Raw genomic sequence first — 19,201 nt, forward strand, 5'->3', positions numbered from 1 at the left:
AACGGACGTTATCCCTTTTTTGTTCTGTTATTGCGATTCAACGCTGGTTTTGACCTGGTTATACACAGCCCGCATCAGGTACTGAGAAGCGATATTGCGGAAGGACTCGTCGTTCATAAGGCGTATGAAGATGTCTTCGTTGCCGTCCATGCGCTCTACAAACAAGTTCTCAAGCTGCTTGTTAAATACCGGTTCGAAGTTCTCCAAACTGTTAGCCATGACGGCCTGCCGCAACTGTTCGTTGGCAACGGCGGTTTCCTTCACCTGATCGAAGAACAGCTGATCCGCCGGGGTAAACTCAGTGCCAAACCGTTCGTTCAGCTTGTCGACCAGTGTCGATAACTGCACCTCTTCATCAGCTTGCCCCGTACCAACCTCGGTCGGGCCATACAAGGCATCTGGTTCACCAGCCTTCAGGTCGATGGCGCCCTCACTGATTTTCTGCAGCCGGTAGTATTTAAGCTCTACCTCATCATCAACCTGTACCGTGCGCGTATCGGCGGTATAAGGCAATTTGGTGAGTAGGAAACGAGCATAGGTGTATAGCTTCTCGTGGTCCGAATCTTGGTAAGGAATAATCTGGGCGACGAAGCCGTACAGGTTACGGAAACTGACTAACTGCCCTTTGAATAGGGCTTGGTCTTCCTCGCTCAGTTTTTTGAAACGCTCAACCGCCAAATCAATCAGGCTGTTCAGCTTCTTATGCTCGCCACCTGTTGGGTTCAGTCGATTGCGGAACCAGATCTCGCACCACGCGCTTACCTCACCCTCCGTGAAAATCTGCCAGGTGGACAGGGTGTGGGCCAGGTTATTGAGCTGCTGAGGGTCGGTGTCTTCTTCCTTGGTGGTCACCTCGTAATAGGGCTTGAACGCTTTGTAGATGTCCTCCGGTTCGTTAACGAAGTCCAACACAAAGGTATCTGTTTTGCCCCTGGCCGTTCGGTTAAGCCGTGACAGCGTTTGCACCGCCTGAATGCCTGACAGCTTCTTATCCACATACATGCTATGAAGTAGCGGCTGGTCAAAGCCAGTTTGGTATTTTTCCGCGACCAGTAACACCTGATATTCCTCGGTGTTGAATTTCTCTGGTAACTCAGACTCCTTGATGCCTTGGTTCATACCCACTTCGGTAAATGTCTTGTCAGCATATTCCTTGAGAGCGATTTCTCCCGAGAAGGCTACAAGGGACTTCACATCCGTATAGCCTTTAGATTTGATGTACTTGTCAAAGCCCAGCTTGTAGCGCACCGCATGTTCCCGGGAGCTGGTCACTACCATGGCCTTTGCCCGGCCACCGATCTTGTGGCGGGTATGGGTACGGAAGTGCTCAACGATCACCTCAACCTTCTGCGCTATCTCATAGTCGTGGAAGGAAACAAAACGAGCCAGCGCCCGCGCGGCCTTGCGGCGCGGTACTTCAGGGTCATCCTCCACCTTCTGGATCAGCTTGTAATAACGCTTGTAGCAGGTGTAGTGGGCCAGCACGTCATGGATAAACCCTTCTTCAATGGCCTGGCGCATACTGTAGTGATGGAACGGTGCCTCTCCGTTTGGGCCCGGTTCGTTAAACACCGCCATGGTCTTGAACTTGGGGGTAGCGGTGAACGCAAAAAAGCTCAGGTTAGGCTGTTTGGCGCGTTTGAGTTGCTCTCGAATCAGCTCTTTCTTGGCTTCTTCGCTCAGGCTCTCGTCCTCCATGTCCAGCAACTGCTCGGCGATGGCGGATTCAATGCCATCCTTGTTCAGGATCTTGCGCAGCTCCATAGCCGTTTCGCCACTCTGCGAGCTGTGGGCCTCATCCACAATCACCGCAAAGCGTTTGCCTTCCGTCGAAATTGAGATGCCCTTGCCTTTTTGCTCCAGCGTGCGGATGGCCTGACTGATGAAGGGGAATTTCTGGATGGTCGAGATGATGATAGGTACGCCGTCAGCCAGCGCCTTAGCCAGTTGCTGAGTATTTTCGTCGATCTTTTGGACGACGCCCAATTTGTGCTCGAACTGGAAGATGGTGTTCTGTAATTGCTGGTCGAGTACCCGGCGATCTGTAATCACCACCACAGAATGAAACACCTTCTCGTTGTTAGCATCGTGCAGACTGGACAAACGATGAGCCAACCAGGCAATGGAGTTGGATTTACCGGAGCCGGCAGAGTGCTGTATCAAGTAGTTATGGCCAGAACCCTTGGCTTTTGCGTGTTGAGTCAAAGACCTGACAGCATCCAGCTGGTGATACCGGGGGAAAATCAGCGTTTCCTTGCGGTGGCGCTTGATTCCCTTTTCGGTCACGACCGTTTTCTCTTCCACCTGAAGGTGCAGAAAACGGGCGAGGATATCCATCAGGCTGTCCCGCTCCAGCACCTCCTTCCAGAGGTAGGCGGTACGCACATCACCTTCTACCGGCGGGTTGCCAGCGCCGTGATTAAAACCCCGGTTGAAGGGCAGGAAAAAGGTATCCTTACCCTTCAGGTGGGTCGTCATAAACGCTTGCTCAGTATCTACCGCAAAATGCACCAGGCAGCGATTTTTGAAGGCAAACAGCGGGTCTTTGGGGTTGCGCTCAAAGCGATACTGGTGCTTGGCATTTTCAACCGTCCAGCCGGTGGCCGACATGGCATTTTTCAGCTCCAGTGTGGCAACTGGGAGACCATTCACAGCCAGCACCATGTCAGGAATTGCGCCCGTCTTGGTATGTACCTGGCGAACCACGGTCAGCCTGTTCGCGGCGTAGCGTTCAGCCGCGCCGGTATCAATACTGGTATTGGGGGCAAAATACGCCAGCTTCACCGACTTGCCCACGCATTTGAATCCCTCGCGCAACACGGTCAATGCGCCTTTAGCGGCCAGTTCCTTGGTGAGCGCATCCAGAAGCATACTCTCAGCTTTGCTCGCATCCAAGTTGTTCAGCCGCTCCCAGATCTTGGGTTGTGTCTTCTGCACAAAGCTTACGACATCCGCCGGGAACAAGGCGGTTTCAGCATCGAAACCGGTGGGATCTCCCTTCTGATAGCCACCCTGGGTGATCAACGCCTGCTCTATGGCGTTCTCAAAGTCGATTTCTTTGTGCATAACTTTTATTCCTTTTTAAAAACCTGGCTGGGTATTCACCACTACTCATGTTGGTCAGTGTCGTCGTTTTGCTGTTTTCCCAGCTTCTTTTGCGCATTCTCTACTTGTTTGACGCTTTTATCCGGCGTGGGCAGGTTCTCTGGCATGGTGCCGCCCAGTTCGCCAATGGTTTGCCGCACCTTCTGGCCTACCTCGAAATGGGTTTTGTTGGCGTTCTGCTTGCCCTGAATGTTGTCCCGACGCAGCTTCTCTTCTGCCTGTGTAGCACGGAACAGGTTAGCTGCAAGCTCTGTGCTGCCCATGTAATCCAGAATCTTGTGGCTCTTCTTGAGCCCTTTTCTGGCATGGATATCCTTGGCACCCAGCCCTCCGTACAGCCCTTTATAGCCATGATCCTGAAAAATGGCGTAATCCAGGGGTGTTTCCACGCCTGCATCCTGGGCAGCAGCCGCCAGATACTTGTTGTGGGCGATAAGTTCTTTACGGATGGCCAGGCGCTTCTCATCCTCAGAAAGCGCGGTGAACTGTTCGCTGTCTTCCAGCTCCTGTCGGCGGGTTTGGATAGCAAAGTAGGTCTGGCCGTTGGCGATTACCGGCTTGGTGGGATCGCCGTTCTGGACGATCAGGTAACAGGCATAGCGTGACAGGTGGACATCCGGTACTGGGCGTTGCGCGCCAGAGCCGATGCTGACCATTTTACTGACGTCAGCAAAATGGTCTGAAATCTCATTTCCAGACTGCTCACAGGCATGTCTGGCCTTGTTGATCACCTGCGAAAAATTTTGCCACTTGTGGTACTCCAGCAATGGTGCCAGCTCTCGGGCAGACCAGAACTCGCTGCCATGCTCATCCTCTCTGCGGATACCTTCAAAGCTCTCGTGGTGAGTATTAGTAGAGGGTGTATTAGCCATGGGCAAGCTCCTTTTGCTCTGCGATAGCGTTTGGGCAGAAATCCCGAACATCGATTTTGCCGGTGACGGCGTTGGTGATCAGGGCAGCGCGGTACTCGTGAAGCCGAGAGATTATTTCAGTCACTTTATCAAAACGTTGTGAAAATTTGCTACGCACATCCTGAATGTAATTTAGTATTTCCTGCTGCTCTAGGGTGGGCGGAATGCCAATAGTAAAATCTTTAAAAAATGACTCTGGTACGCGCTTCTGACCGCCTGCACCAAACATTTCAGATTCCCCCAGCTTTGCAAAGGCATGGGACATAGTGATATTGAAAAGATACTCAGGCAGTAAGTTATTATTCGCTCTTAATACATGAAGTTCAGTTGTTCCGAATGCAACACCGTTTTTTAAACCTTTAGCGAAAGCGCCTTTTCTATTTTCAAAGCAAGGTGTTATTTTTGCCACAACTACATCATTATCTGAAAAGTACGTATAACCTGACCCTATTTCAGATAACTCTTTCTCAATATCCAAGTTTAAACCACCATACTCGCCGACTGCTTCCATAGGCACAAATGATACTAAGTCTTGATCATCAAGTTGGATTTCAGACTTACTTGGGTTCATTTTCAAGTCAAACCTGAGGCGACGACATTGCCAATGCGCAGGAATCTCCCCCAACCAATCAACACCCGAATCCTTCATCGGTACCGATGGGTCCAGCCCCTTGGTGACCGCCTGACTGATGAGCGCTGTGCGTTGTTCAGCCAGTTTTTCCAAAAGAGACTGCTTTTTGGCAATCAGTGCATCAATCTGAGCAGTTTTGTGGTCGAGGAAACGCACGATAGCCTTTTGTTCATTAACTTTCGGTATAGGAATCCATATCTTTTTTAAATCATCTTGGCTAAGGTTCGGTTGCCCGCCACCGTTAGAAAGTGATATCAGAATAGGCCTACGCATCCAGAGCCAGTAGTAAACAAATCGTGTATCAAACACTGTGGGCTCTGCATATACACAACAGGCTTGGTTAAATGTTGCATCAACACCAAGTATGCCGAGCCGTCCAATGGTTGCTCCATACATAGCAATAGCCAAGCTTCCTTTAGGGTAAGTCTTTAGAGCTGAATATGTAGCTACTGCTTCTTCGGTAACCTTTTGTGAGGTATCAAGTATTACTGTTTCTCGAAGTTCAGAGGTTGTTACCCATGGTATGTCTCCATCATAAAAAATGGGGTTGTCGCTCTTGGGTGTAGTGCCGCTACCTATGCGATTAAAACCATGGGTGACTTTCCATACCTCCCAGTGGCTGGGAACTTTTCCCAGCCATGGTACATTTGAGGGTTTGTAGTCAGGATACTCTCTCATCAAACCACCTCCGCCAACATAGCGACGATTTCCTTTTCCAGCTGGCTGATTTCACCTGCAATCTCCTCCAGTGGGCGTGGTGGTTCATAGACATAGAAATGGCGATTCAGCGGAATCTCGTAACCCACTTTGGTTTTGCTATGGTCTATCCAAGCGTCCGGCACGTGGGGCAGTACCTCGGCGGCCAGGTAGGCCTCGCAGTGGTCCTTTACCAACGCTAACAACTTGTCGTGACCGGTTTCGTTGTCGTATTTCAACGGCAAGGGCAGGTTGATATCGGCGGGCAGAGCCACGTTCTCAGTATCGCGCAACTCCGGATCTGGCTCTGGATTGCCTTTTTTGTCGGTGCAAATGTCGGCTTGTGGGTCTCGTTCTGACAGCGCGACCAGTATTGCCTTTTTGACCGGAGCTCCCACCTTGAGATCGGCTTTTTTCAAAGCTTTATTCAACAAGGCTTCAAATTCATCCCGGTTCCGGTACAAGGTGTCGCCATCCAGTTCTTCGAGTAGGTCCTTGATGGCAGCTTGAGTCTGTTTGCCTGCTTCTATTTCTGCCTGATAGGCTACCGGGTCTTTACGTTTTTTACTGGTGGCCAGGTTGGCAAAGGCCCGTTGCTCGTCCAGGCGAGCAATACGCTCAGGACTGGCCTGAAAATTCAGCCTTAACGGGCGCTCTACGGTAATTTTCAAGTAGCCAAAGTCACGGTTATCAAAGATCTTGCTGACGGTACGGGTTTCAGTTGCTGTCGGTCTTGATGATCCTTTGCTGTGTACGGGTACAACAGAGGTCGCATCATGCTGATTCTCAGCGTAAAGGCGCACCAGCTCACGGATATGCTCCTCGGCCAGCTCGTTGCGCTTGTTACCCAGGCTTTTGTCCATCTTCTTGTAATGGCGGGTGCCGTCGATTAGCTGCACTTTGCCGCGACGGTGTTCGGGCTTACGGTTACTGACAATCCAGATGTAGGTGTAGATACCGGTGTTGTAGAACATTTGATCGGGCAGAGCGACAATGGCATCCAGCAAATCGTTTTCGATAATCCAACGGCGAATATTGCTTTCCCCGCTACCGGCATCGCCCGTAAACAAGGGGGAGCCGTTAAAGACCACGGCAATCTTCGAGCCGTCGCCACCTTCATTGATATCACCTACTATTTTCGGCGGGTTGTGCATCTTGGCGATCATGTGCTGCAGAAACAGCAGCGAGCCATCATTGATACGGGGCAGGCCTGCACCAAAACGCCCAGAGAACCCTTGGTTCTGGTACTCCTCACGCACAAAGTCTTCTTCCGGCTTCCATTCCACCCCAAAAGGTGGGTTGGAGAGCATGTAATGAAATTTTTTCTCCGGGTGGCCATCGTGGGGCACAAAGCCGTTGTTTTTGTTCTTGGCATCCTTCACGCCCAGAGTATCGCCAAAAATCAGGTTATCGATGGGGGCGTCTTTAATCAGCAGATCTGAACAGCAAATAGCGTAGGACTCAGGGTTGTACTCCTGGCCAAATAGCTCGATGTGGGCATCTGGGTTTAAGCCATCGTGGGTGCCGTCCCCAATAATGTACTTTTCCGCTTCCGAGAGCATGCCACCGGTACCGGCGGTGGGGTCGTAAATGCTGCGGTAAATGCCCGGGGCGAAGATGCCGTCTTCATCGGTAAACAGCAGCTGCACCATCAGCCGGATGACTTCGCGCGGGGTAAAGTGATCCCCAGCCTCTTCGTTGGCCTGCTCGTTAAACTTTCTGACCAGCTCTTCAAACAGATAGCCCATTTGCAGATTGCTGATGGTCTTAGGTGAGAGATCAATCTCGTTGCTACAGAACTCCTTGAGGATCAGATACAGGCGGTTGGCCTCGTCCAGCTTGGCAATTTCCGCCTCGAAATCGAACTTGTCAAAGATATCCCGGGCACGGGGTGAGAAACCCTGGATGTAGGCAATCATGTTGCCCGCAATGTTCGGCGGGTCGGCCAGCAGTTTTTCGAAGGTAAAGCCGCTGGTATTGAACAGTTCCTGTTTGCGGCCATTGGTGGCAATGCGTGACAGCGCCTTTTCCAATGCAGGGCCGGTTATGCCGCGGGCTTCCAGGCGTTCTTTTTCCGCCAATACTTTCTTTTGATTTTCTGCTAATACCAGGTCGAACCGGCGCAGAACAATCATTGGCAGCATCACCCGTCGGTATTGGGGTGGGCGGTAGGGGCCGCGTAGCTTGTTGGCGATGTTCCAGATAAAGCCGACAAGGTTTTGATGGTGGTTTTGTTGCATGCTGTTCTCGCTATTCAATATCTGTTGTTAAAGGCTTACTGCTGCCTTGCCACCGGTGCCGGCATAGCCGGGTGCCAGGACAGCGTTAGCGCAGTGTTCAAGAATGGGGTGGTTGCGTAGCCATAAATGGTGCTCATGGGCTGGCAGCCGGTGATCAGGGCTACAATCTACGTTCCAGTGGCGTAGCAGATAGCCAGCACGAGCGGCACGGATGCTGAGCTGTCGAACTGGCTGGTTGTTCTGCCGGGACATATTCGTCACTTGCATGCCATAGTCCAGCGCAATGGCCTGCGGGTGCTTGTGACTCGGATGTGGCACCAGTTCCAAAGTCAGTTTCTGGTTCCACTGGGCATCCGCTGCTTGCTGTTCATGTTCCGCAACCTTCGTTGTATCGATACCCTTTTTATAGATATGGGCACTGGTAATGCGATTACAGACAAAGTCACGGAATCCGCTGCGTTTCCGGCAGTAGCCACGTACATGCCAGCGCTGGCCATTGTTGACGATGCTGTGTGGTACAAGCACACGCTCGCTCGAGCCTGAGGTAAGAGACTGGTAAGTCATCTGCACGGCCTGTTTCTGACTGATGGCACGGCTTAGTGTTGCAAGAACCTCCTGGGGTGGTGCAATTAAATCGGGGGCGTCCTCACAAAACCCAGACCGTTCAGGAGTTGCCGATACTCCGTCGCCAAAGCCATCCGTTAACACCTTTAAGACGGCACGGGGGGTATGGTGAAACAGAGGCTGGAAGCTGTCGGTACGGTAGTAGCGCTTGTTTTCGTGCCGGAGGACCAGGTTCTCGTGGGCTAGCTCACGGTAGAGAGTGAAGTCCCGGGTGCTGGAGGCGACGGCAGTGCCGAAGTGCGCCATTAGCTCACTGCGGCCCACTGAGCCGTGGTATTGCAGGCAAAAATCAATGAACGCCAAGCGCTCGCGCTGGGCATGTGAATGGTTTTCAAGTATTAAGGCGGCATTTTCCTGCATGTTTGCACCTTTTATGACTCAACGTCTTATTAAAACTGTTAGCCACCTTATTACATAAACTTGCACCATGCAATCATTTTGATTTGACCTATACAACTTTCACATGTGAAAGTTTTGGCTTCTTTCCCAATGGAGATAACAGTGTGAAAAGCCCGCTGGAGATCAGCGGGCACCTTTGAGCACATTGTTTCACATGAAACAATGTGCCGCTCAACAAAACCGTGGTTTTGTAGCTTAAATTCGAAAAATCATCAATCCCACTGTATTCCACCGGTTAACACTTTTGCCTCTGTCGGAAGCTTACCTTGATAATGACCAGGTATTACGGTTTTTACATCTAAACCTTCTAAATAGCTTAACTGCTCTCCCCAAACCTCACGTTGTTCTTTAGCTGCCGTATCAGCCAACCAAACATGCTCTCCTGAGTCTAATAAAATCCCACCTAAGATGGTTTGAATACTAGGAATCCAAAGCACATTCCGATTAGGGGTCTTGCTTTCCAATCCAACGATCTCGATCCTTTGCCCCGCAAAAGCAAGGGTATCGCCATGCAAAACCTCAGGCGTGATAAGCAAATCGGGCGCACTGTCCCCTAACTTCGGCCCCCAGAACTTCTGCTTCTCATCTTTAGTTTTAATAATATGCTCTACCGGTGGCCTGAATACGCTCAACCAATTTCTCCCCATCTTTTGGTGAAAACTGCGCGTCAATGAGCATCACCTCACTGTCAGCGACTAACAAATTCGACACTACAGGGAAAATCGCATCGGCTCCAGGCTTATAGGTTTGTACTTGAATTTTTTGCTCTGCTTGTACACTCGCTCCCACAATAGCGCTACAAAAAAGTACACTATGAAATAACTTGAGCATGACGTTTCCTTTATCTATCAATAGTCCAAGCTTTAGAATACGTTCCTACCCCATAAAGAAAAACAAGCTATTTCACATTAGTTTGTTGCACATACTGAGCAAATCATGGATAGAATTACTGCCGCCAAAGTTTTTATTGAAGTTGTAGAGCGTCAAAGCCAAACAGCTGCCGCCGAACATTTAGACATGTCTAGAGCGATGGTTTCACGCCATTTAAAAGCACTAGAAGAATGGGTAGGAACGCGCTTGCTACACCGCACCACATACCCCAAAAGGCACACTACGCGTGGCCTGCAGTGTGTCCTTGGCACAGTCTGTACTGAGTCTGCTTACCAGCGAATTTGTACAACTCTACCCCCAAGTTAGGATAGAGCTCTTAGCCGACAACAAAACGGTTAACCTAATAGAAGAAGGAGTTGATGTGGCATTACGGATTAGCAATGATTTAGACCCTAATCAAATCGCAATTCGTTTAGAACAATGTCACTCGATATTGTGTGCCGCCCCCTCTTATCTGAATAAAAATCCTGCCATTACCCACCCCTCTGCGCTCAAGCAACACAACTGTTTAAGCTACAGCTACTTTGGTACCACCCATTGGCTTTTATCCAAAAATCAACAGCAATACAAAATCCCCGTGAAGGGTTCAATTACTTCAAACGAGGCCAATGTCTTATTATTTGCCAGCCTAAATGGCGCTGGTATTAGCCAACAACCTCGCTACAGCGCCCAACCTTTAATTGACCAGGTGCGCGGCAAGCCCCGCCGTTCAGGGCGGGGAAGGATAGCGCGGACGGCGCAGCCGTCCTTGGGTTAATGGGGTGTCTGCTGCTGCTCGATGTACTGGCGCACGATGGAGATTGGCGCACCGCCACAGGATGAGGCGAAGTAGGACGGCGACCACAGCGCGCCCTTCCAGTAGCGCTTCTGGATGTCGGGTCGTTCCTTGCGTAGCAGACGGCTGGAAACGCCCTTGAGGCTGTTGACCAGATTGGAGACAGCCACTTTGGGCGGGTACTCCACCAACAGGTGAACATGATCATCCTCGCCGTCCATCTCAATGAGCTGCGCCTCAAAGTCGGCGCAGACCTTGGCAAAGATCGTCCGCAGCCGGTTGATGGCGTCGCGGTCGAACACATTACGGCGATACTTCGCCACAAAGACCAAATGGACGTGCATCTTGAAAACGCAGTGCCGACCATGCCGAATATCGTTGTCATTGCTCATAGACCAAACTATAATTGAGCCATGCAACGCCTTCAAGCCTACAAGTTCGAGCTTAGGCCAAAGAGCCATCAGGAGCGGCAAATGCGCCGCTTCGCTGGCTCGTGCCGGTTCGTATTCAACAAGGCGCTGGCGTTGCAGAAGGAGCGCTACGAGCAGGGCGAGAAGAAGCTCGGCTATGCTGGGTTGTGCAAACTGCTCACCGAGTGGCGCAACAGTGCGGAAACAGCGTGGCTGAGCGATGCGCCAGTTCATCCGCTGCAACAAACCCTCAAAGATTTGGAGCGGGCCTACGCCAACTTCTTCGCCAAGCGGGCCGACTTCCCGCGCTTCAAGAAGAAGGGGCAAGGCGACAGCTTCCGCTACCCCGATCCGAAACAGATCAAGCTCGATCAGGCCAACAGCCGTCTGTTCCTGCCCAAACTCGGCTGGCTGCGTTACCGCAACAGCCGAGACGTGCTCGGCGCGGTGAAGAATGTCACCGTGAGCCAGTCCTGCGGCAAGTGGTATGTGAGCATCCAGACCGAGCGGGAAGTGGGGCAGCCCATCCCGCAAGGCGGCGCTGTCGGCATCGACATGGGTATTGCCCGCTTCGCCACGCTCTCGGACGGCACGTTCTATGCGCCGTTAAGCAGCTTCAAGCGCCATGAAACAGCCTTGCGCAAAGCGCAGCAGGCGATGAGCCGCAAGACCAAGTTCAGCAACAACTGGAAGAAGGCGAAAGCCCGCGTCCAGCGTATTCATTCCCGTATCGGCAATGCCCGACGCGACTACTTGCACAAGGTCTCGACCGCGATCAGCAAAAACCACGCGATGGTGTGTATCGAGGACTTGCAGGTGCGGAACATGTCCAAGTCGGCGGCAGGCACGGCAGATGCTCCGGGCAGAAACGTTCGGGCCAAATCCGGCTTGAACAAGTCCATCCTCGATCAGGGCTGGTTCGAGTTCCGCCGCCAACTGGACTACAAGCTGGCGTGGAACGGCGGCTGGCTGGTTGCCGTGCCGCCGCAGAACACAAGTCGCACCTGCCCGTGCTGCGGCCACGTCAGCGCAGACAACCGGCAAACACAAGCACGGTTCGCGTGCGTCGAGTGCGGTTTCGAGGAAAACGCCGATGTCGTCGGCGCCATCAATGTTCTAAGGGCGGGGCACGCCCGGTTAGCCTGTGAAGTGAGCGGCGCGGTAATGCCGCCAGCAGCAGGAACCCACCGAAGCGACTCAGGGGCGGCTCAATGCCGCGCCTGAGCGCCGTAGGAATCTCCGGCCTTCAGGCCGGGGAGGATGTCAATGGGACTTACCCACCTTAGGGATACATGCAATTTATGCTTCCCGTCAACAAATGACATCAGCTCTACGTGTATTTATTGACTTTATCAAACAAAAATTTCAAACCCTAGACATCTAGCTTCCTATTATCGAGTTGTTTCACGGGAAACATATAAAAAAAGCCCCCTATTTCTTTTAGGGAGCTTATATTAATCAAATCTAATGTACCTGGTTTTAACAAATATCCAAAACTTCGGTGACCGCTAAACGTGGTTTTTGCGGATAATTGCCTTCTGCCGCATAACCAACAGCAACCAATATCACAGGAATACGCGTAACAGGCAACTCAAAAGCGGCACTCACCGCTGCCGGATCAAAACCACTCATCGGTCCCGTCGCCAAGCCCTGCTCTTCCGCAGCGAGCATCAAGGCCATCGCCGCTAATGAGGCAGAGCGAAAGGCTTCAGCACGTTGCACCTCTGCATTATTCTCATGGGTGGCTATCACCTTAGCTTTCCAAACAGCAGCATCCGCCTCGCTGACCCCACCTTGTTCAATCAATGTTTTAACCACGCGGTCAAATTTTTGGTGGGACTCAAGCTCACCACAAACAATAAATGTCATCGCTGCATCCAGAACTTTTTGCTGCCCATACGCCGCAGCATGCAGCTTTTGTTTTGCGGATTCGCTTTTCACCGCAACAAAATGCCAGTTTTGTAGATTAAACGCTGTTGGAGCCAGCGTAGCCAAACGCACTAACTCTGTAATTTGATCATCTGTCAAAGCTTTTGAAGCATCAAAAAAATTAACCGCTGTACGCTGCTCAAGTGCTTGTTTTACTGACATTGTCATACCGATTTCCTTTCATTTATTTTAAATAACCTATCCATCATAAACGGTTTCTTTAAATATTAGACTAGCATCAACACAGAATTCCCAATGCGACAACAAAGCTCTCTCCGTTAGCTCTCTGCAAAATTACAACGCTTTTTTCTTTCTTTTCCACTATGCTTTACCTAAATCTAAAAAAGAATTATTCTCATTATCAGTCTTTTTTAACAATTATTTACATGGTGTGTGCATGCGGCCCTCCCTATCTCGCCCACTACAACCCTCTTTACTTACTCTTTGTTTATTAGCGGCGTGGCAAACGACTTTTGCTCAAACCACGCCTGTTACAGAGCTCAGTACCGTTACCGTTAGTGCAGAAACCGAGCTCAAACAAGCCCTTGGCGCTTCTATTATCGATGCCGAAGACTTAAGCAAAATGCCACCAGCGAATGACCTATCCGAAATCATCCGCAAACAACCCGGTATCAACCTCACGGGCAACTCCACCAGCGGACAACGCGGCAATAACCGTCAGATCGATATCCGTGGCATGGGGCCAGAAAACACTCTGATTCTTATTGACGGCAAACCCGTGTCCTCTCGTAATGCAGTGCGTTACGGCTGGCGCGGAGAGCGCGATACCCGAGGCGATACCAACTGGGTACCTGCTGAGTCTGTAGAACGGATTGAGGTATTGCGTGGCCCAGCAGCGGCTCGCTATGGTAATGGAGCTGCTGGAGGTGTAGTGAATATCATCACTAAACCCGTCGCCGAGCAACTCAGTGGCTCCACAACGGTTTATTACAAAAAACCACAACATAGCGACGAGGGCGGCAGCAAGCGCATCGGCTTTAACCTAAGCGGCCCCATCTCCGAGCAGCTCGGGTTTAGGCTCTATGGCAATCTAAATAAAACCGACTCTGATGCATTTGATATCAACAAAAACCATGCGTCTAGCCCACGTATTGGTACCAATGCTGGCAGCTACGCTGCCGGTCGCGAAGGGGTGCGCAACAAAGACATTAACGGCCTACTCAGCTGGCAGCTCAATGCCAGTCACCGCTTTGATCTAGAGGCTGCTTATAGCCGCCAAGGCAATATTTATACCGGCGACACGCAAAACACGAATCACGACCGCGGCACCGAGCAGCGCCCTGGCAAAAACCTGGTCGCCAGTCACCTCGGCTCAGAAACCAACCGTATGTATCGTCAGAACTACGCGTTAACCCACCGTGGGGACTGGACAGATGACACCAACACCCTAAGCTATATTCAATATGAAAACACGCGCAACACACGCCTAAGCGAAGGCCTCGCCGGGGGAACAGAAGGCTTATTTGACACAGGCACCCCAGCCAATATCGATTTAAAAACCTTTACCGCACACACCGAGCTCACTACTGAACTCAATGCTTTTCAAACCCCTCAGGTCTTAACGATAGGGGCAGAGTGGGTAAACCAACGCCTACAAGACCAAGCCTCTAACCTAAAAGTCACAAACAACATTCAATCCCCAAGCGCTTACCAAAGCAAAAACCAAGCCAACATATACTCGATCTTTGCTGAAAACAATATGTACGTCACCGATAGCACTACCCTTATCCCTGGGCTACGGTTTGACTACCACAGCAAACATGGCAGTAGCTTTAGCCCCTCGCTTAACCTCTCGCAGCAAATTCATGATAACTGGACTGTTAAAGCCGGTATCGCTCGCGCCTACAAAGCGCCTAATCTCTACCAAAATAACGATGGCTACACACTCTATAGCCGAGGGCTCGGATGCGCTGGTGGCGGCTCTGGTGGTGGTTGCTTCTTAATGGGTAACTCCGACTTAAAAGCCGAGCACAGTATCAACAAAGAATTAGGCTTAGAATACGCCGCAGATAGTGGGCTGTTAGCCTCGTTGACCTACTTTCGCAACGATTACAAAAATAAAGTTGAAGCTGGCTCCACCACACTTTATCAGCATCAAAGCCAAATTGGCGCCAATACCGTCACTGCCGATGTTTACCAATGGCACAACGTGCCCAAGGCGGTCGTTCAAGGCTTAGAGGGAAACCTAAGTATCCCTTTTTATGACGACCAAGTTTGGTGGCGCACCAACTTTACCTATATGATCGAGTCCAAAAACAAACAAACGGGTGATTACCTCTCTGTGATCCCTAAATATACAATCAACAGCAGCCTAGACTGGCAAATCACACCAAAATGGTCAGTGTTAGGGCAGTTGACATGGTATGGCAAACAAACCCCGCAAAAATACGATTATCAAGGCAAGCCGGTAACCGGCTCCGCGGCGGACACGCTATCCCCATACGCCTTGGTAGGGCTTAGCACCAAATACATGATCAACAAGCGCTTTTCTATTAGCGCTGGGGTAGATAACCTTTTTGATAAACGTCTTTTCCGCCGGGGGAATGCTTCTGGCGTGAATACCAACCCCGGCAACCCCAATATGCTTGCCGGCGCTGGCGCTCATACCTACAACGAGCCTGGCCGTAGCTTCTTTATCCAAGCACAAGCTCGCTTTTAAAGCATGAGTTAAAGCTGTTACGAGTAAGAAATTTCAATTCCACCATACAAAAAAACGCTCCAGAGGATTGCCCTGGAGCGTTTTATATGTCACCGATCAAAGACACTCAGACACGGCGCGCCATTGCCTCGCCCATAGTTATGGGGCGCCCAGGCTGCCAGTCCGGCTCGAACTCATAACCCACATCTGGATACACTAAAACTACCGTAGACCCCAATAAAAACTGCCCCATCTCGTCACCTTTTTCTAAATAGTAATCACCGTTATATTGCCATGTTTGTAACCCAATCGGTCGAGGGCTGTTCACTACTCCATGCCAGCGGGTTTTAATACTACCTACTACCGTTGCCCCAACTAAGACCATAGCAAACAACCCGGCAGCGCCCTCAAACACGCACACTACCCGCTCATTACGTGCAAACAGCCGATCAATAGAACGTGCTGTTAACGGGTTGACTGAGTACAAGTCTCCCGGCACATAAATCATTTTTTTGAGTTTTCCGCCACAAGGCATATGAATACGATGGTAGTCCTTAGGACTTAAATACAATGTAGCAAAGCGCCCATGATGAAACTGCTCTGCCAAGATGCTATCCCCACCAAGCAAAGCCGTTGTCGTAAAAGATTTTCCTTTTGCTTGAAAAATCTGATCGACATTTATTTTTCCTAACTGACTAATCGCGCCATCCACTGGGCTAATCAAATCACTATCAGCAAAAGGCCGTAGTTCTTTTTTGATTTCTCGTGTAAAAAATGCATTAAACGTCTCATAAAAGGCGGGATCTTCTTGCACCGCCTCTTGCATATTCACACCATAACGCTTAATAAAACACCTAATAAAAGAGGTGGTTAAGCGCCCTCCTTTAACATTAGCTAACTTACCTAAAAGCTCTGTTAATTGCTTCTTAGGCAATAAACGCTGAAAAAGCAGAAATAATTGATCTGACATATTACAGTTCTAAGTAATAAATGCATTTTCGCTACCACAGCAAACCCGACCAAACCTTGAGTAGCAAAACCATAAAGAAAGAAGCATTGTGACACCCTTACCTAAAACTGTCACCTTGCCGCTATAACAAAACGTCTTATCACTTAAGTAACAAAACAGCCTGCCTAGCACAACAATAAGAAAAACCTATCACAAGAAAATAGATAAAAATCAATAAGATATAAGAACAAATTACAAAAAATAATGAAAAAAATAAACAAAACAAGATTTTGTCGACTTTAACCCACATCAAAAAAAACAGCAATAAAGCCTGTGGATAACCTCTAGGTGACATGCTGTGGATAACCTGTTAATAGTTTCTGGATAAGTCTTCTGTTTTTCACAAGTTACTTTTTTGTCCACAAACTATCCACTTCAATCCACAAGGTTATCCAAAGGTATTTTATGCAGCTATCCTATTGATTTTATTTAGTTTTATTTACTTATTCCACTTATCCACAGGCTCCTATAATAACCACCATTAATATATATACTTATTATATGATTAAGAGATAGAGGAAAGTTGCAAACCTGCGCAATCGCAAAACAAATTACATCAAACATTCGAACAAACATCCTATTCTGCATAACAAAACCAAGGTTTTGTTGATTTGTTTGAGTAATCACATAGATTTGACCTTTGACAGAAAGGGGGAGACTACGGCACAATACCTACACTTTGTCGGTGTTCGCTGCGTTAATCGAACAGTTAAATCCTTGGTTTTTTCCTTCAGTCATGCCATATCGAAAAACAACTTATCCACAACACCTCTTTGTGCTACTTTATTTGTGCCAATAGTATTTTCTTTTATTTTCAAGTAGTTAACTTGTTTTTTGTTATGTTTGCCTCTGTACGCTATGTGTAAAAATTAGTAGTCCACAAACTTATCCACAGGGGGTTGTGGTCAGTTTTAAAATGCTAACGTACTGATTTTTTTAAAAAATTAAGCGGAATTTACTAGCAGCGCGCACTATAATAGATCTTTTGATTTTTTTCATTTCTACAATGAACTACACTGATGCTTTTGATGTAATTGTGGTAGGTGGTGGGCATGCGGGAACAGAGGCCGCTTTGGCTGCTGCTCGTGCTGGCGTATCTACGCTACTTTTAACTCATAACATTGATACCTTAGGACAAATGTCATGCAACCCTTCCATAGGTGGGATTGGTAAAGGGCATTTGGTAAAAGAAATTGATGCTTTGGGTGGGGCGATGGCTTTAGCCACAGATCAAGCTGGAATTCAGTTTCGGATTTTGAATCGATCAAAAGGTCCCGCAGTACGTGCAACGCGTGCACAGGCGGATCGCTCCCTATACCGTGCTGCAATACGTCAAATTGTACAGAATCAGCCCAATCTAACCGTTTTTCAACAGGCTGTAGATGATTTAATACTAGTAGGCGACCGGGTTGAGGGGGTTATTACTCAAATTGGTCTACGTTTTAAAGCGAAAGCAGTCGTATTAACTGTTGGTACTTTTCTTAATGGGCGCATTCATGTTGGGCTAGATAACTATTCTGGTGGTCGCGCAGGAGATCCTCCTTCTATTACTTTAGCTGAGCGTTTAAAAGATCTTGCTTTGCCTCAAGGCCGCTTAAAAACCGGAACTCCACCTAGAATTGATGCTAATACGATTGATTTCAGTCAATTAGAAGAGCAGCATGGAGACACAGACCCGATTCCTGTATTTTCCTATATGGGCAACGCGGCTATGCACCCACGCCAGCTCCCCTGTTGGATCACTCATACCAACGCTAGGACCCATGACATTATCCGTTCAGGCTTAGATCGCTCTCCCATGTACAGTGAAGAGGGTACTATCGAAGGGGTGGGGCCACGCTACTGTCCTTCCATCGAGGATAAAATTCACCGTTTTGCTGATAAGGCGAGCCATCAGGTGTTTTTAGAGCCCGAAGGGTTGACTTCTACTGAGATCTATCCGAATGGGATTTCTACAAGCTTACCTTATGATATTCAAATCGGTATTGTGCATAGCCTACCGGGTTTAGAGAACGCACGTATTATGCGACCCGGCTATGCGATTGAATATGATTATTTTGATCCGAGATCATTAAAACCTACCTTGGAAACCAAAGCAATCCAAGGCCTGTTTTTTGCAGGGCAGATTAATGGCACGACAGGATACGAAGAAGCTGGGGCCCAAGGATTGCTTGCGGGAATTAACGCAGTGTTACAAATTCGAGAGCAGGAATTGTGGTACCCGAAACGTAATGAAGCGTATCTTGGAGTGTTGGTCGATGATCTAATCACACGAGGGGTAACAGAGCCGTATCGCATGTTTACGTCTCGTGCTGAATATCGTTTGTCTTTACGTGAGGATAATGCAGACGTACGATTAACGGAAATCGGCCGCCGCTTAGGGGTGGTTAATGATGAGCGCTGGGATTTTTACTGCCGTAAGCGTGACGTGGTTGAAGCGGAGATAGAGCGATTGAAATCCACATGGATTAACCCTCGTCTTGTTTCACGTGAAACACAAGAGCAGGTGTTAGGGCGTACGATCGAACGTGAGTATTCTTTGCATGATTTGCTTAAACGTCCAGAAATGACCTACAGCAAGCTTTTTGACCTGGTTAAAGCAGAAACAAAAGAGTCGGTTTTGGTAGATCTAGGGCTGGAGAGCCGTATTACAGATCAGGTTGAAATTGAGGTGAAGTACGCCGGGTATGTGGCACGCCAACAAGTCGAGGTTTCTAAGCAGGCAGCTTTAGAAGAAACGAAAATTCCAGTAGATATAGACTATAGTAAGATTTCAGGGCTATCAAACGAGGTAGTGGCAAAGTTGCAAACAGCAGCTCCAGAGACTGTAGGGCAAGCGGGACGCATTTCGGGGGTTACTCCGGCCGCTATTTCTTTATTATTGGTCTATATTAAACGAATGTCCTCTAAAGGAAAATAAAG

General features: G+C 49.2%; 15 protein-coding genes. 5 read left to right on the forward strand and 10 right to left on the reverse strand.

Going from position 1 to position 19,201, the window contains the following annotated elements; genetic code table 11:
* Nucleotides 1-27 precede the first annotated feature (27 nt).
* The 7 genes from ABD980_RS08765 to ABD980_RS08795 form a co-directional block, all read right to left on the reverse strand.
* Nucleotides 28-3,066: a type I restriction endonuclease subunit R gene (locus tag ABD980_RS08765; RefSeq protein ID WP_345371056.1), complete on the reverse strand. Its 3,039-nt coding sequence runs from the start codon at nt 3,064-3,066 to the stop codon at nt 28-30.
* A 41-nt stretch (nt 3,067-3,107) separates the two neighbouring features.
* On the reverse strand, nt 3,108-3,977 hold the full coding sequence (dinD, locus tag ABD980_RS08770; RefSeq protein ID WP_345371059.1) for a DNA damage-inducible protein D: 870 nt from the start codon (nt 3,975-3,977) through the stop codon (nt 3,108-3,110).
* On the reverse strand, nt 3,970-5,325 hold the full coding sequence (locus tag ABD980_RS08775; protein WP_345371061.1) for a restriction endonuclease subunit S: 1,356 nt from the start codon (nt 5,323-5,325) through the stop codon (nt 3,970-3,972). Before ABD980_RS08775 ends, dinD begins: the two co-directional genes overlap by 8 nt.
* Complete coding sequence (locus ABD980_RS08780; protein ID WP_345371063.1) at nt 5,325-7,583, reverse strand: type I restriction-modification system subunit M; 2,259 nt, start codon at nt 7,581-7,583, stop codon at nt 5,325-5,327. The genes ABD980_RS08775 and ABD980_RS08780 overlap by 1 nt, the downstream gene beginning before the upstream one ends.
* Before the next feature lie 27 nt (nt 7,584-7,610).
* A complete protein-coding gene (locus ABD980_RS08785) occupies nt 7,611-8,567 on the reverse strand; it encodes a helix-turn-helix transcriptional regulator (protein WP_345371065.1) in 957 nt (318 codons plus the stop codon).
* A 251-nt stretch (nt 8,568-8,818) separates the two neighbouring features.
* The gene (locus tag ABD980_RS08790; protein ID WP_345371067.1) at nt 8,819-9,238 is read right to left on the reverse strand and encodes a hypothetical protein; all 420 of its coding nucleotides are present in this window, start codon (nt 9,236-9,238) and stop codon (nt 8,819-8,821) included.
* On the reverse strand, nt 9,201-9,437 hold the full coding sequence (locus tag ABD980_RS08795; protein ID WP_345371069.1) for an MBL fold metallo-hydrolase: 237 nt from the start codon (nt 9,435-9,437) through the stop codon (nt 9,201-9,203). The genes ABD980_RS08790 and ABD980_RS08795 overlap by 38 nt, the downstream gene beginning before the upstream one ends.
* Nucleotides 9,438-9,542: 105 nt before the next feature.
* On the opposite strand from ABD980_RS08795, the gene ABD980_RS08800 reads away from it, so the two are divergent.
* On the forward strand, nt 9,543-9,803 hold the full coding sequence (locus tag ABD980_RS08800) for a helix-turn-helix domain-containing protein (RefSeq protein ID WP_345371071.1): 261 nt from the start codon (nt 9,543-9,545) through the stop codon (nt 9,801-9,803).
* On the forward strand, nt 9,736-10,254 hold the full coding sequence (locus ABD980_RS08805; protein ID WP_345371073.1) for a substrate binding domain-containing protein: 519 nt from the start codon (nt 9,736-9,738) through the stop codon (nt 10,252-10,254). Before ABD980_RS08800 ends, ABD980_RS08805 begins: the two co-directional genes overlap by 68 nt.
* Here ABD980_RS08805 and tnpA read toward each other — a convergent pair.
* A complete protein-coding gene (gene tnpA, locus ABD980_RS08810; protein ID WP_345371075.1) occupies nt 10,251-10,664 on the reverse strand; it encodes an IS200/IS605 family transposase in 414 nt (137 codons plus the stop codon). The genes ABD980_RS08805 and tnpA overlap by 4 nt on opposite strands.
* 21 nt (nt 10,665-10,685) lie before the next feature.
* Between tnpA and ABD980_RS08815 the strand changes: the two genes are divergently transcribed.
* Nucleotides 10,686-11,906 carry an RNA-guided endonuclease InsQ/TnpB family protein gene (locus ABD980_RS08815; protein ID WP_345371077.1) on the forward strand — a complete coding sequence of 407 codons (1,221 nt, stop codon included), beginning with the start codon at nt 10,686-10,688 and terminating at the stop codon, nt 11,904-11,906.
* Between the two features lie 255 nt (nt 11,907-12,161).
* On the opposite strand, the gene ABD980_RS08820 is transcribed toward ABD980_RS08815, so the two are convergent.
* Nucleotides 12,162-12,773, reverse strand: a complete 612-nt coding sequence (locus tag ABD980_RS08820) for a nitroreductase family protein (RefSeq protein WP_377536143.1) — start codon at nt 12,771-12,773, stop codon at nt 12,162-12,164.
* A 235-nt stretch (nt 12,774-13,008) separates the two neighbouring features.
* Here ABD980_RS08820 and ABD980_RS08825 point away from each other — a divergent pair, with 235 nt between their 5' ends.
* Entirely contained in the window at nt 13,009-15,291 is a 2,283-nt protein-coding gene (locus ABD980_RS08825) for a TonB-dependent siderophore receptor (protein WP_345371082.1), read from the forward strand.
* A gap of 106 nt (nt 15,292-15,397) precedes the next feature.
* Here ABD980_RS08825 and asd read toward each other — a convergent pair whose 3' ends face one another.
* A complete protein-coding gene (gene asd, locus ABD980_RS08830; protein ID WP_345371084.1) occupies nt 15,398-16,240 on the reverse strand; it encodes an archaetidylserine decarboxylase in 843 nt (280 codons plus the stop codon).
* 1,045 nt (nt 16,241-17,285) lie between these two features.
* Here asd and mnmG point away from each other — a divergent pair.
* The gene (mnmG, locus tag ABD980_RS08835; RefSeq protein WP_345371086.1) at nt 17,286-19,199 is read left to right on the forward strand and encodes a tRNA uridine-5-carboxymethylaminomethyl(34) synthesis enzyme MnmG; all 1,914 of its coding nucleotides are present in this window, start codon (nt 17,286-17,288) and stop codon (nt 19,197-19,199) included.
* Nucleotides 19,200-19,201: the final 2 nt, after the last annotated feature.

The organism is Paenalcaligenes hermetiae (genome assembly GCF_039543645.1).
GTDB classification, from domain to species: Bacteria; Pseudomonadota; Gammaproteobacteria; order Burkholderiales; family Burkholderiaceae_B; genus Paenalcaligenes; species Paenalcaligenes hermetiae.

Coding starts and splice junctions, on each gene's coding strand:
- ABD980_RS08765 (WP_345371056.1), bottom strand. CDS start 3,066: ATGCACAAAGAAATCGACTTTGAGAACGCCATAGAGCAGGCGTTGATC.
- dinD (WP_345371059.1), bottom strand. CDS start 3,977: ATGGCTAATACACCCTCTACTAATACTCACCACGAGAGCTTTGAAGGT.
- ABD980_RS08775 (WP_345371061.1), bottom strand. CDS start 5,325: ATGAGAGAGTATCCTGACTACAAACCCTCAAATGTACCATGGCTGGGA.
- ABD980_RS08780 (WP_345371063.1), bottom strand. CDS start 7,583: ATGCAACAAAACCACCATCAAAACCTTGTCGGCTTTATCTGGAACATC.
- ABD980_RS08785 (WP_345371065.1), bottom strand. CDS start 8,567: ATGCAGGAAAATGCCGCCTTAATACTTGAAAACCATTCACATGCCCAG.
- ABD980_RS08795 (WP_345371069.1), bottom strand. CDS start 9,437: ATGCTCAAGTTATTTCATAGTGTACTTTTTTGTAGCGCTATTGTGGGA.
- ABD980_RS08800 (WP_345371071.1), top strand. CDS start 9,543: ATGGATAGAATTACTGCCGCCAAAGTTTTTATTGAAGTTGTAGAGCGT.
- tnpA (WP_345371075.1), bottom strand. CDS start 10,664: ATGAGCAATGACAACGATATTCGGCATGGTCGGCACTGCGTTTTCAAG.
- ABD980_RS08815 (WP_345371077.1), top strand. CDS start 10,686: ATGCAACGCCTTCAAGCCTACAAGTTCGAGCTTAGGCCAAAGAGCCAT.
- ABD980_RS08820 (WP_377536143.1), bottom strand. CDS start 12,773: ATGTCAGTAAAACAAGCACTTGAGCAGCGTACAGCGGTTAATTTTTTT.
- ABD980_RS08825 (WP_345371082.1), top strand. CDS start 13,009: ATGCGGCCCTCCCTATCTCGCCCACTACAACCCTCTTTACTTACTCTT.
- asd (WP_345371084.1), bottom strand. CDS start 16,240: ATGTCAGATCAATTATTTCTGCTTTTTCAGCGTTTATTGCCTAAGAAG.
- mnmG (WP_345371086.1), top strand. CDS start 17,286: ATGAACTACACTGATGCTTTTGATGTAATTGTGGTAGGTGGTGGGCAT.